Here is a 13,013-nt window from a genome sequence, read left to right on the forward strand (position 1 = left end):
GTTTCAGCCGCGCCGGGCGCGGAAAGCCTCTGGCCACGCGCCGAGCCCCCTCGCTCCGCACCCCCCGGTCCGTTTCTGCAGGGCCGTTGCGTGGCCCGGACGGAATACGCGCTGCCGGATTATGCGCCGAGTGTGAATGCCTGTGGCGCACATTGCCTCAGATCGAACGGCCTACCCCGATCGGACAATCCGCCGGCAGGTTTCAGTAACGCAACAGGCTGTGCAGCAGTTGGCCACCCGACCAGCGATCACGCCCGTGCAGCCCGACCAGCTCGATGACTACGCTGGCACCCACGAGCTCGCCATCCAGCTTCCCGACCAGGGCACTGGCTGCCGCCAGAGTGCCTCCGGTGGCCAGCACATCATCCACGAGCAGCACGCGCTCGCCGGGCCTGATGGCGTCATGCTGCGCCTCCAGCCGGTCACTGCCGTATTCCAGCTGATAGTCCACTGCCACCACCGGCGGCGGCAGTTTGCCGGGCTTGCGCAATGGCACGAAACCCGCGTGCAGCTTCTGCGCCAGCGCGGCACCGAAGATGAAGCCGCGTGCCTCGATGCCGCACACGGCCTGCACACGACTGCCCTGCCACGGCTCGGCCAGCGCGTCGATGCATCGCGCGAAGCCGCCTGCATCGGCGAGCAACGGGGTGACATCGCGGAACATCACACCGGGCGTGGGGAAATCCGGTACGGCGCGGATCAGTGCGGCGAGGTCTTGCATGAAGCTTCCTTGGGGATGGCGCGATCGTTCGAAGCGTGTTTCCCGGCACCACTCAACAGGGCATGACCAGCGGCCCGTCGGGCAGGTCACCGATTTCGTCAATGGCCTGTCGCGCCTCGCAGAGCTGAGCCTCAACCTCACTCACGATGCCGCTGGCGAGTGCCAGGCTCGATTCAGGCACCATCACCGCGATGTAGTCCATCGCCGGCAGCTGGCCCACCGCGCCGGTGAGGTACTCACCGGCAATGAACGCGGGAATGCCGCCGGCCTCCAGCGCATCCTTGACCAGGTGGGCATCGAACAGGTTTTCGGCTCGATAGACGATATGCATGGCCTGCACGCTAACCCCGGCGCCGGCGCGGGGCAAGCGATGCCCTTCACGCGCGGCAGGTCCGGGCGACCTGCGCCCGGTCACCCCGACAGGGTAAACTTGGGTGTTTCCGCTACCGCACGCGAGCTTTGCCTGATGTCGACTGAAAATCCCGCCGCCGCTGCCGCCAACCCGACTGCGGCCGTCCCTCAGGATTTCATCCGGCAGATCGTGCGCGACGACCTCGCCTCGGGCAAGCACCACGCGGTCCATACACGCTTTCCGCCCGAGCCGAACGGCTACCTGCATATCGGCCACGCCAAGGCGATCTGCCTGAGCTTCGGCATCGCAGGCGAGTTCAAGGGCTGGTGCAACCTGCGCCTGGACGATACCAACCCGGGCAAGGAAGACCCGGAGTTCGTCGAGGGCATCAAGGACGACGTGCGCTGGCTCGGCTTCGAGTGGCACTCGCTGCGCCACGCCTCGGACTACTTCGAGGTGTTCTACCGCTCCGCACTCAAGCTGATCGAGGACGGCGTGGCCTATGTGGATGACCTGAATGCCGAGGAGATGCGCGAGTACCGTGGCACGTTGACCGCGCCGGGTCGCCACTCGCCGTACCGCGACCGCAGCGTGCAGGAGAACCTCGACCTTTTCCATCGCATGCGCGCGGGCGAATTCGCCGATGGCAGCAAGACGCTGCGCGCGAAGATCGACATGGGCGCCGGCAACATCAACCTGCGCGATCCGGCGATCTACCGCATCCGCAAGGTCACCCACCAGAACACCGGCGACGCGTGGCCGATCTACCCGATGTACGACTACGCCCACTGCCTGTCCGACGCGATGGAAGGCATCACGCATTCGCTGTGCACGCTGGAGTTCGAGGATCACCGGCCGCTGTACGACTGGTTCGTCGACAAGGTCGACCTGCCGAACCATCCCGAGCTGTGGCAGTCGGTGGTCGCTGCGGGCCTGGAGGCGAAGCCGGCCAAGCCGCGCCAGATCGAGTTCTCCCGGCTCAACCTGAGCTACTGCATCACCAGCAAGCGCAAGCTGGCGCAACTGGTCAGCGAAGGCTTTGTCGACGGCTGGGACGATCCGCGCATGAACACCCTGCGCGGTCTGCGCCGGCGCGGTTTCACGCCGGCTGGCCTGCGCCTGCTGATCGAGCGCGTCGGCGTCAGCAAGCAGAACAGCGTGATCGACTATGCCGTGCTGGAAGGCTGCATCCGCGAGGACCTGGATGTCACCGCGCCACGCCGCATGGCCGTGCTCGACCCGCTCAAGCTGGTGCTGACCAACCTGCCGGAAGGTCACGAGGAAACGCTGACCTTTGCGAATCATCCGAAGGATGAGAGCTTCGGCACGCGCGAGGTGCCGTTCGCACGCGAGGTATGGATCGAGCGCGAGGATTTCGCCGAGGTGCCCCCGAAGGGTTTCCATCGCCTGAAGCCCGATGGCGAGGTGCGCCTGCGCGGCGTCGGCATCGTCAAGTGCGAGCAGGTCATCAAGGATGCGGACGGCAACGTGACCGAGCTGCACGGCACGCTCGATCCGGAAACCCGCCACGGCCTGCCGGGTGCCGACCGCAAGGTGAAGGGCACGATCCACTGGGTCAGCGCGAAGCACGCGGTGGCCGCCGAGGTGCGCCTGTACGACCGCCAGTTCAGCGTGGCCGCGCCGGAGAGCGAGGAGGACGGCAAGAGCTGGCTCGACCACGTCAACCCTCATGCCAAGCGTGTGGTGCGGGCATGGCTGGAACCGACTGCCGCCGGGGTCGAGGCGGAACAGCGTTTCCAGTTCGAGCGGCTGGGTTACTTCGTCGCCGACCGCGTCGACCACCGTGCCGCCGCGCCGGTGTTCAACCGCACCGTGACCTTGCGTGATGTCTGGGCGAAACCCGCGGGCCAGTAAGCGGAGAGAATCATGCTGCCTCTGCAAATCCATCTGACTCTGCCGCCATGGATTGGCGATGTTGCCGACGCAAGCCGGAACTATCTCACCGATGAGGACAAAGTCGGCCTGGCGATCGAGCTCTCGAAACACAATGTCGAACGCAGTCATGGCGGGCCGTTCGGCGCGGCCGTGTTCAACGAAGCGGGCCGGCTGATCTCGGTCGGCGTGAACCGCGTGGTGCCGCAGACCTGTTCGGTGGCGCACGCGGAAATGATGGCGTACATGGCCGCACAGCAGCGCCTCGCCGCGTTCCGGCTCAATGAACAGGGTGGCCGCTACATCCTGGCCACCAGCGCGCAGCCTTGCTGCCAGTGCTTCGGCGCCACGATCTGGGCCGGCATCGACGAGTTGCTGATCGGCGCACGCGCGGAAGACGTCGAGGAACTCACCGAGTTCGACGAAGGTCCGCTGCCGGCCGACTGGATCGGTGAACTGCAGCGCCGCCACATCGCGGTTCGCCGCGACATCCTGCGCGACCAGGCGCGCACCGTGCTGGCGGCCTACGGCGCTGGCGGCACATCGTATTGAGCCGCCTGCGCGCCGCGCTGCCGCTGATCCTGCTGGTGCTGGCAGGTATCGTGCTGTTCGCCTCGGGCATGTTCGACCAGCTCAATCCCGAGAACCTGGTGGCACACCAGCAGCAGCTGCATGCACGGATCGCCGAGCATCCCTGGCTGGCCCGGCTGATCTTCATCGGCCTGCTGACCCTGGCCACGTCCACCGGCATCCCCGGCACGATCGTGGTAATCCTTGCCGGCGGTTTCGCGTTCGGCACCGTCGAGGGCACGCTGTGTTCGTCGATCGGACTGACCCTGGGCTCACTGATCCTCTACCTGGCCAGTCGCTACGCGTTTGGTGCCGGCAGCAAGCATCCACCCGCGATCGTCGCCAAGCTGCATCACAGCTTCGAACGTCACCCGGTGAGTTACACGCTGTTCCTGCGCTTCGTGCCGATCGTACCGTTCGGCATGGTCACGGTGAGCCTGGCGTGGTTGCGTTGCCCGTTGTGGCTGTTCCTTGGCGCCACCTGGCTGGGTGGCACGGTGATGCTGGTCTTCGAGAGCCAGATCGGTGCCGGCGTCGGCGAGGCCCTGAGCCATGGCGACCGCATGGGCCTGAGCCTGCTGCTGTACCGACCGATATGGCTGCCGTTGTGCGGCGTCACCCTGCTCTCGCTGTTGCCCATCCTGATCGAACGCCTGCTGCTGAGATATCGGCAAACCCGGGTCGAACCGCCCGGTACAGACGACGGCAACTGACCCTGGCCGTCCAGCCGACGCCTTATGGTCGGGCTGTCGAACGTCGCTTTTCGCGGTAGGCTCGGTATCGACAGGTACCGTGCCGGGGGATCGGATAGACGAGATGGCCAGGTTCTGGATGAAACGGCTCTGGCGTCAAGCCTCGCTGATGCAGCGGCTGGCCTTCGTCGCCCTGGTGCCAACCCTGGTCACGGCGTCCTTGCTGGCGGCCATCCTGACCCATTACCAGCTGATCACGCTGCGCAGCATGGGACAGAACACGGCCGATGCCGTTGCCACCCAGGCGGCATCCATTACCGCCGGACCGTTGCACGACATGCAGCGACGCGAACTGATCCGCATTGCGCAATCCATCGCCAACCTCCCGCATGTGACACACGTGCAGATCCGTGCCGCCAATGGGGAAATCCTCGCCGACAGACATGGCCGCAACGAAACAAGGCCGCAGGAAAGCCTGACCGTGGTGCGCGATGTGCTCGACAGCGATCAGCCGCAGGCGGCACCGCTGGGCTCGGTGATGATCGACGTAAGCGTGGACGAGGCGATTGCCGCGCAACGTGCCAGCCTGCGCATCGCGCTGCTCGCGCTGGCGACGAGCCTGCTGGTCGCGGCAGTGATCGCGTGGCAGGCCGCAAGCTGGATCAGTGCTCCCTTGCGACGGCTGGCACACGCGGTGCACGAACTGGGGCGTGGCGATCACCCGGTGGCCGTCCGCGTGACGGATCAGACGGAAATCGGCGAGTTGCAACATGGTTTCAACAGCGCCGCCGCGGCCCTGTTCGACATGCACCGCGGCATGGCGCGGGAGATCGAACAAGCCACCCTGGAGCTGGCGCGCAAGAACGCTGCACTCGAGGCAGCCAGCGTGGCCAAGGCGCGCTTCCTCGCCTCCGCTTCGCATGACCTGCGCCAGCCGCTGTATGCATTGACCCTGTTCTCCTCCGCACTCGCGGTCGACGAAAACGACCCGGTCCGGCTGGACCGCATTGCACACATCCAGGAATGCGTGGAAGCACTCGATCACCTGTTCAGCGAGCTGCTCGATCTGTCTCGGCTGGAAACCGGAGCGATGCAGATCGAGATCAGCGAGTTCCCGCTCGATCCGGTGTTCGAGGAAGTGAGCCGCAATTTCCGCATGATTGCCGAACAGCAGGATCTGCGCCTGACCGTGCGCACGACCCACCTGTGGGTGCGCAGCGACCGCACCATGCTTGCCCGCATCCTCAACAATCTGGTCAGCAATGCACTGCGCTATACCCAGGAGGGTGGCGTACTGGTCGGAGCCCGCCGATGCCTGGACGGCACCGTGCGGATTGATGTGTGGGACACCGGCAGCGGCATCGCGCCCGAGCACCGGGAACGCGTCTTCGACGAATTCTACCGGGTGGACAACCCGGGCAGCGACCACTCGGGCGGCCAGCACCGCGGCCTCGGCCTGGGCCTGGCCACGGTGCAGCGGCTGGCCGAATTGCTGGATACCCGCGTGGTGCTGAAATCCCATGCGGGGCGCGGCAGTGTGTTCAGCTTCCACGTATGCGAAGTGCCGGCGCGGCAAATCCACGCCCTGCAGATCGACGCGCCGCCGCTGGACGTATCGGGCATGCGCGTGCTGGTGATTGATGACGAACCGGCGATTCTTTCCGGCATCCGCTATCTGTTGCGCAGCTGGGGTTGCGATGTGGCGATCGCCGAAGACCGCTCCCAGGCGCTGGAAGCCGCCGAAAGCTGGCCACGCCAGCCCGACATCGTGATCTCCGACCTGCACCTGCGCGACGGTAAAAGCGGTCTGGACGCGCTGGCCGCGCTGGATCGCTATTACATGCGCGACGGCATGCCGCCGTTTCCACGTCTGCTGATCACCGGTGAAACGCGCAGTGACCGCTTGTGCGAGATCCAGGCAGCGAGGATTCCGGTGCTCTACAAGCCGGTGTCCCCGGAACAGTTGCGCGAGGCCATGATGGCCGTCTGGACGTCCTCGCGCAATGTGGCCTGACATCATCCCGGCTTCGACAGGTTGCTGCGGACACATGTCGGAGGTATGTTGCTGCGGACGCAGACGTGCCGCGGCCGGGGTGCCACGATACCGCCAGGGGGAACGGATATGCGGATACTGATTGCGGACGACCATCGACTGATCGTCGAGGGTGTCAAAATCAAACTCGCCGAACTCGGCGCGGACACCGAGTTTTCGGTGGCGATGGACGTTGGCCAACTGCGCCATTCGCTTCAGCACGATCCCGCACCTGACCTGGCGCTGATCGACCTGGCCATGCCTGGCGGCGATGGGCATGCACATCTGGCCGAAACCATCCGCCAGTTGCCCGGCGTGCCGGTGATCGTGCTCTCGGGGTCGGAGGATCCTGCGCTGATGAAGGCGCTGCTCGCGATGGGCGTGCAGGGTTTCATCCCGAAGGCTTATTCACCCGAGGTGATGCTGTCGGCGGTGCGACTGGTGCTGTGTGGCGGGGTTTACGTGCCGCCCATGCTGCTGCAGGATCCGGGTGGCGCCACCGGCATGGCTGCCGCGCAGGATGAGGCGGCAACCTCCATGGAGGAGCGGTTGCGCAAGCTGCTCACCGAACGCCAGGTCGACGTCTTGCGGCTATTGTCGCAAGGCAAGCCGAACAAGGTGATTGCCCACAACCTTGGCATCAGCGAAGGCACCGTCAAGATCCATCTCGCGGCGATCTTCCGTGCGCTCAAGGTGCGCAACCGGGTCGAGGCCGCCGTGGCCTCCCGGCACATCAGCGGACTCTGACCGCGGCATCATTCAGGGTAATGCCTGTCACGGCAGGCGTAACATGGTGTGCATCGGCACGGCGTATGCTGGCCGACAAGGGTCGGGAGATGACCCCGTGCGCATGGCGGCCATGCTGTGATCAGCCGCAAGGGAGTGGTTCCGTGCCGGGAAAACGCAGCGCTGACACAGTACAGCCTCACCAGTCGCAGGCCTTGGTTCGGCATGCCGCAGTACTGGCACTACTGGCGCTGCTGGTTCTGACCTGCTCGTCCCTGCACGCCGCCGACGCGGCCAAGCCATCGTCGTCGCTGACATTCGGCATCCTGCCGATTGGCGGCCCTTCCGAATCGCTGGATGCGTGGCGGCCGATGCTGGATGACATGGGCAGGGCATTGCAACGTCCCATGCACAGTATTTCGGTGAGCACCTATGAGGGCCTGGCCCAGGCAATGTCCGAAGATCGCGTGGACGTTGCCTTTGTCTCCGGTGTGATCGCTCTCGACGCGGTCACTCGCGACCGCATGCAGGTCATCGCCCAGCTCACCCGCGGCGATGGTTCACGTGGCTACTATTCGGTCCTGCTGGTGCAGAAGGACTCGCCGATCCGCACCCTGGATGACCTGTACCGCAAACCGGGCCACTGGCGCTTCGCGCGCGGAGAGTCACTGTCGACTTCCGGCTACCTGGTACCCGAGACCCAGCTGTTCGCCAGCCACAAGCTCGATTCGGACACGTTCTTCGCGAGCGTCCTGGTCAACAACCACCAGAACAACGCACTGTCGGTGGCCAACGGCGAAGTGGACGTGGCCACCAACAATACCGCGGACCTGGAACGCTTCGCCCAGCACTTCCCGGAACAGTACGCACGCCTGCGCATATTGTGGAAATCTACCCTGATTCCGCATGCCGTCATCATCGTGCGCAACGACCTGTCGCCGCAGCTGCGCGCGTCGATTGCGGATTTCATCACCCGCTACGCAAAGGCCGGCCCGAATGTGGTCGCGGAGCGGGCAAAGCTGAAGCTGATCCACGACATCAGCGGCTTTGCACCAGCCGACGACGCCACCCTGGTGCCGTTTGCCGATATCAGCTACACGCTGGAACGCCGCCGCGCGCTCAGCGCGCAATGGGTCAACGACGCAGCGATGCATGCACGCCTGCAGAAGATCGAGAACGACCACCAGCACTTGGTCCGGCTGCTCAAGGCCAATCGGCCGATGGATTTGCCGTATCGAGGCGACGGACCCTGACCGCTGGCGATCGGATGACGCGAGGCTCGCGCATCATCATGTTCGGATCGCTTCTGGAACCGCATGGCACCGAAACCGGACCGGCAAAGAAAAACCCGCATGGTCATGGACCGTGCGGGCTTCTGAATTGGTGGGTCGTCCGGGATTCGAACCCGGGACCAATAGATTAAAAGTCTACTGCTCTACCAACTGAGCTAACGACCCATCATTGCAAAACTCAAGCAGACAATTTTACGGGCTGGACGGCAACGGCACAAGCAAGAGCACACTCAGACATAGCGTGTGGGATCGACCAGGCCCGCCTCGCGGAAGCCCTGCGCACGCAGTCGGCAGGCATCACAATGACCGCAGGCGCGACCGTCCTCGTCGGCCTGGTAGCAGCTGACCGTGGCCGAGAAATCCACGCCGAGGCGCTGGCCTTCGCGTGCGATGTCGGCCTTGCTCATGCGCATCAGTGGCGCGTGGATGCGGATACCCGCGCCTTCGACACCCGCCTTGGTGGCGACATTCGCCAGCGCCTCGAAGGCGTCGACAAAAGCGGGGCGGCAATCCGGATAACCCGAGTAGTCGACCGCGTTCACGCCGCACCAGATGTCGCTGGAACCGAGCACCTCGGCCCAGCCAAGCGCAATCGACAGCATGATGGTGTTGCGCGCGGGCACATAGGTCACAGGGATGTGGCCGTCACCGTCGTGCGCACCGTCGTCCAGCGGCACATCGATGTCGGCGGTCAGCGCCGAGCCGCCGATGCTGCGCAGGTCGATGCCGACCGTCTTGTGTTCCACCGCACCGAGCATGCGCGAGACCCGGTCGGACGCGGCCAGTTCGGAGTTGTGGCGCTGGCCGTAGGCCACGCTCAGCGCATGCACCTGATAACCCTGTTCACGCGCCAGCGCGATGGTGACGGCCGAATCCATGCCGCCGGAAACCAGCACGACGGCCTTGGGCAACGAATTTTGAGACATGATGTATTCCACACAGAAGTGACCGGTCACCGGCCGCAAACGCCACCGGCAACACAGGCCGGCGCGAGGGTTTTCTTGTCGCTTGCGGCAATATGGCCACAGCGCGGATTTTCTTGAAGAGTGCGGCCATGGATGGCCGCTTTTTGATCTTGGCGTTCAGGGATGAACGCACAAATTAGTGTCCGGCGGCATCGTTCCACAGCAGCTTGTGCAGCTGCATTTGAAAGCGCACCGGCAATCTGTCCTCGATGATCCACTCGGCCAGTTCGCGCGGCTGCACGGCACCGTGCACCGGCGAGAACAGCACCATGCAGCGCTGTGCCAGCGCGTGTTCACTCAGCACCTCGCGCGACCATTCGTAGTCGGCGCGGCTGGCGATCACGATCTTGATCTGGTCGTGGGGCAGCAGGTGATCGAGGTTGGACCACAGGTTGCGCCCGCTTTCACCCGAATCCGGCGCCTTCAGGTCCATCACCTTGCGTACGCGCGGATCGACCGCTGAGACATCGAGCGCGCCGGAGGTTTCCAGCGATACTTCATACCCGGCGTCGCACAGTTTCCGCAGCAGGATCAGGCAGCGTTTCTGCGCCAGCGGCTCTCCACCCGTCACGCAGACGTGCTTCGCGCCATGCGAGGCCACCTCGGCAAGGATGTCGTCGATCGCGCGCCAGTCGCCGCCATAGAAGGAATATTCGGTGTCGCACCAGACGCAGCGCAAAGGGCAGCCGGTGAGCCGCACGAACACGGTGCGCCAGCCGATCGCATCGGCTTCGCCCTGGATCGAGTGGAAAATCTCGGTGATGCGCAGCCGTTCGGTGACTGCTGCGGCGGGCGTGGGAGTATCCACGCTTGCGCTGTTGCCGTTCATTGCGGCGACCTCAGTTGGCCGGCTGCGACTGGATGCGCTGCAGGCGTTCCTTGGCCAGGCTGGCGGCCTTGGAGTCTGGATACTTGGTGGTCACTTGCGTCAGCGTGGCCTTGGCCGCAGCGTTCTGCTTCAGCTCAAGCTGGCTGTAACCGATCTTGAGCAAGGCATCGGGTGCCTTCTCGCTTTGCGGAAACTGGCTGAGCAACTGCTGAAAGGATTCCAGTGCCACCGGGTAATTGGTGGTGACGTAATACGACTCGCCCAGCCAGTACCAGGCATTGGGCGTGAGCGGGTGATTCGGGTATTGCTTGATGAAGCTGCGGAACTCGCGCGACGCCTGCACGTAATCGCCTGCGCGAATCGCCTTGAAGGCCACGTCGTAGGCACCCTGGGCGGCAGCCGGGTCACCACCATTTGCCGCACTACCCGCAGCGGCGGGCTGTGCTGCCGGGGCATTGCCAGCGGCAGCTGCGGCGACCGGAGCTGCCGGATTGGCAGCCGGGGCTTGCGGGTTGTTGCCGCCTGCAGCGGCGCCGGCATTGCCGCTCTCGAGACGCCCCAGGCGGGCGTCGAGGTCGCTGTACTGTGCCTTGTTCTTGTCTTCGAGTTCCTGCTGCTTGTGCTGCAGCTCCTCGATCTGCCCCTGCAACTGCTGCACCTGCGCCTGCAGTTGCTGCATCTGGTTGACCATGCCGATGCCGGACTGGTCCTTGTTCTGTGCCTGCTGTTCCAGTGCAGCGACGCGATCGGCCAGACTCAGCCGCGAACTCTGCGCGCATACCGGTAACGCGAACAGCATGGCGGACGCAATTGCGCCCGCCATGCCGATCCTGGCTGAAAGGCTCTTAGCCAGTCGCATCATCACTTACTGCGCCGTGTAGACGATCTCGACGCGACGGTTCTTGCTCCAGCAATCCTCGTTGTGCTCGCGGCACACCGGCTTCTCTTTGCCGTAGCTGATCACTTCGAGCTGGCTGGCCGAACCACCGGCTGCCTGCAGCGCGCTGGACACGGCATTGCCACGACGCTCGCCGAGGCCCAGGTTGTACTCACGCGTACCGCGCTCGTCGGTGTTGCCTTCGAGACGGATGTGCGACATCGGGCGGTCCTGCAGGTACTTGGCGTGGCACGCCATGATCTGCTGGAACTCCGGCTTGATTTCGGTCTTGTCGAAATCGAAGTACACGACGCGCTGACGCAGGCAGGCATCGGTATCGAGATCGGCAGGGGTGTACTTGCCATTGGACTGGTTGCTCTCAGTCTGGGCAACCGGCTCTGGAGCCTGCGCCTGCGGCTTGACTTCCTGCTTCTTGGAGCAGGCGGCCGCGCCAACACAAAGCAGGGCGACCAGGGCGACGCGAACGGTCTTATTCATGGTGACGTTCCTTACGAGTTGAGTTCCGACAAACGATGACGATCGAGGTTACGGGACAACGACGCCGGTTAACCGGCTGTTATTTTGACACGTGTAAGACCATTAGTGCGCGATAACGCACGTCGATCTGACTGGTCGTGACGCGGCAAAGCGCCACAACCGGAAACCGAAATACGCCAAAGGCGCTGTTCGGGCCCAATCCCTGGGCATCATGATGCCACACATGGTGCGCAGCAACATGGAAAATCAGCGTTGACGATACGGACCCCAGGCAGGTTCCTGCACGTTGCCATCGGCAAGTGCGAGCCGCTGCCGGACCATCCCGTCGTTGGATACCGAATACAGAACCCCGCGACTACCCTCGGTGGCGGCGTACAGCAGCATGCTTGCGTTTGGCGCAAAACTGACGGCGTCGTCGATCGGACCAGGAGAGACGTAACGCACCTGCCCACCCAGGCTACGATCCAGTATCGCAATACGATACACGTTCCCGTTGCCCTGCACCATGGCGATCTGCTTGCCGTCGTAGCTTACCGAGGCCTTGAGGTTGTTCTGGCCCTGGAAGCTGATCCGCTCGGCAGCGCCACCCGTGGCCGGAATCTGGTAGATCTGCGGCCGACCGGAACGGTCGGAGGTGAAATAGATGCTCTGGCCATCCGGCGCCCATGTCGGTTCGGTATCGATCGCCAGGTTGTTGGTCAGACGGGTTTCCTGGCGACTGCCCAGATCCAGCACGTAGATTTCGGGATTGCCGACATAGGACAGCGAGAGCGCCAGCTTGCTGCCGTCCGGCGAAAAAGCCGGCGCGCCGTTGATGCCCTTGTGGGACGAGACCAGCTGGCGCGAGCCGGTGGTGATGTCCTGGATATAGATGTTCGAGTTGCCGCTCTCGAACGACACGTAGGCGATCTTCCGGCCATCCGGCGACCACGCCGGCGACAGCAGCGACTCCTTGGAGCGGGCGACCACCTGCGGGTTGTAACCGTCCGAGTCGGCCACGATCAACGAATAGGTCGTGTTGTTGCCCAGGCCGACGGCGGTGATATAGGCGATGCGCGTCCAGAACGCACCGCGCACGCCGGTGATCTTTTCGTAGATCTGGTCGGCGATCTGGTGCGCCACGCCACGCAGGTCGCCGGCGGGGACGGTGAACGCCTGCGCCAGCAGGCTCTGCTGCTTGTTGACGTCCCACAACTCGTACTCGACCTTCAGCATGCCGCCGCCGGCATCGCTGATGCGGCCGACGGTGATGTAGTCCTGCTTGAGCAGGCGCCAGGTGGCGAACTTGATGTCCGAGCCCTGCGACGGGGTCTCCACGATGTCGCTCTTGGCCAGCGAGCGGAACTTGCCGGAGCGGTTGAAATCGTTGCGCATCACGTCGGCGATGTCGGTCGACAGTGGCGCCCCGCCCTGCTGGGCGAACGGCACCACCACGATCGGCGTGGCGGTCTTGACGCCGCCGACGATGTCGACATTCAGTGACTGGGCACTGACCGGGCCGACGAACAGCGCCGCGATGGCCAGCAGGACGAGGGCGAAGCTTGAGCTGAATTTGCGCATGGGCTT

13 protein-coding genes and 1 tRNA gene are annotated in these 13,013 nt (G+C 64.3%); 6 read left to right on the forward strand and 8 right to left on the reverse strand.

The window, feature by feature from the left end:
• Nucleotides 1-202 precede the first annotated feature (202 nt).
• Entirely contained in the window at nucleotides 203-721 is a 519-nt protein-coding gene (locus ACYVKM_RS01335; RefSeq protein ID WP_460875190.1) for an adenine phosphoribosyltransferase, read from the reverse strand.
• 52 nt (nucleotides 722-773) lie between these two features.
• Entirely contained in the window at nucleotides 774-1,052 is a 279-nt protein-coding gene (locus tag ACYVKM_RS01340) for a putative signal transducing protein (RefSeq protein WP_460875191.1), read from the reverse strand.
• Between the two features lie 135 nt (nucleotides 1,053-1,187).
• Between ACYVKM_RS01340 and ACYVKM_RS01345 the strand changes: the two genes are divergently transcribed.
• From ACYVKM_RS01345 to phnD, 6 genes are all read left to right on the forward strand, one after another.
• On the forward strand, nucleotides 1,188-2,948 hold the full coding sequence (locus ACYVKM_RS01345) for a glutamine--tRNA ligase/YqeY domain fusion protein (RefSeq protein WP_460875192.1): 1,761 nt from the start codon (nucleotides 1,188-1,190) through the stop codon (nucleotides 2,946-2,948).
• 12 nt (nucleotides 2,949-2,960) lie between these two features.
• Nucleotides 2,961-3,518, forward strand: a complete 558-nt coding sequence (locus ACYVKM_RS01350) for a nucleoside deaminase (RefSeq protein ID WP_460875193.1) — start codon at nucleotides 2,961-2,963, stop codon at nucleotides 3,516-3,518.
• On the forward strand, nucleotides 3,515-4,249 hold the full coding sequence (locus ACYVKM_RS01355) for a TVP38/TMEM64 family protein (RefSeq protein ID WP_460875194.1): 735 nt from the start codon (nucleotides 3,515-3,517) through the stop codon (nucleotides 4,247-4,249). Before ACYVKM_RS01350 ends, ACYVKM_RS01355 begins: the two co-directional genes overlap by 4 nt.
• 103 nt (nucleotides 4,250-4,352) lie before the next feature.
• Entirely contained in the window at nucleotides 4,353-6,242 is a 1,890-nt protein-coding gene (locus ACYVKM_RS01360) for an ATP-binding response regulator (RefSeq protein WP_460875195.1), read from the forward strand.
• A gap of 108 nt (nucleotides 6,243-6,350) precedes the next feature.
• Entirely contained in the window at nucleotides 6,351-7,007 is a 657-nt protein-coding gene (locus tag ACYVKM_RS01365; RefSeq protein WP_460875196.1) for a LuxR C-terminal-related transcriptional regulator, read from the forward strand.
• Between the two features lie 194 nt (nucleotides 7,008-7,201).
• Entirely contained in the window at nucleotides 7,202-8,239 is a 1,038-nt protein-coding gene (gene phnD, locus ACYVKM_RS01370; RefSeq protein ID WP_460875197.1) for a phosphate/phosphite/phosphonate ABC transporter substrate-binding protein, read from the forward strand.
• Nucleotides 8,240-8,367: 128 nt separating this feature from the next.
• Here phnD and ACYVKM_RS01375 read toward each other — a convergent pair.
• The 6 genes from ACYVKM_RS01375 to tolB form a co-directional block, all read right to left on the reverse strand.
• A tRNA-Lys gene (locus ACYVKM_RS01375) sits at nucleotides 8,368-8,443 on the reverse strand.
• A 65-nt stretch (nucleotides 8,444-8,508) separates the two neighbouring features.
• Nucleotides 8,509-9,204, reverse strand: coding sequence for a 7-cyano-7-deazaguanine synthase QueC (gene queC / locus ACYVKM_RS01380; protein WP_460875198.1), 696 nt, complete (start codon nucleotides 9,202-9,204; stop codon nucleotides 8,509-8,511).
• A 175-nt stretch (nucleotides 9,205-9,379) separates the two neighbouring features.
• Nucleotides 9,380-10,072 (reverse strand): 7-carboxy-7-deazaguanine synthase QueE, encoded by a 693-nt coding sequence (queE, locus tag ACYVKM_RS01385; protein WP_460875199.1) that lies wholly within the window; start codon nucleotides 10,070-10,072, stop codon nucleotides 9,380-9,382.
• Between the two features lie 10 nt (nucleotides 10,073-10,082).
• A complete protein-coding gene (gene ybgF, locus ACYVKM_RS01390) occupies nucleotides 10,083-10,895 on the reverse strand; it encodes a tol-pal system protein YbgF (RefSeq protein ID WP_460875200.1) in 813 nt (270 codons plus the stop codon).
• Between the two features lie 42 nt (nucleotides 10,896-10,937).
• Nucleotides 10,938-11,447: a peptidoglycan-associated lipoprotein Pal gene (gene pal / locus ACYVKM_RS01395; RefSeq protein ID WP_460875201.1), complete on the reverse strand. Its 510-nt coding sequence runs from the start codon at nucleotides 11,445-11,447 to the stop codon at nucleotides 10,938-10,940.
• Nucleotides 11,448-11,693: 246 nt separating this feature from the next.
• Nucleotides 11,694-13,007: a Tol-Pal system beta propeller repeat protein TolB gene (tolB, locus tag ACYVKM_RS01400; RefSeq protein WP_460875202.1), complete on the reverse strand. Its 1,314-nt coding sequence runs from the start codon at nucleotides 13,005-13,007 to the stop codon at nucleotides 11,694-11,696.
• Between the last annotated feature and the right edge of the window lie 6 nt (nucleotides 13,008-13,013).

Source organism: Rhodanobacter koreensis (genome assembly GCF_054782855.1).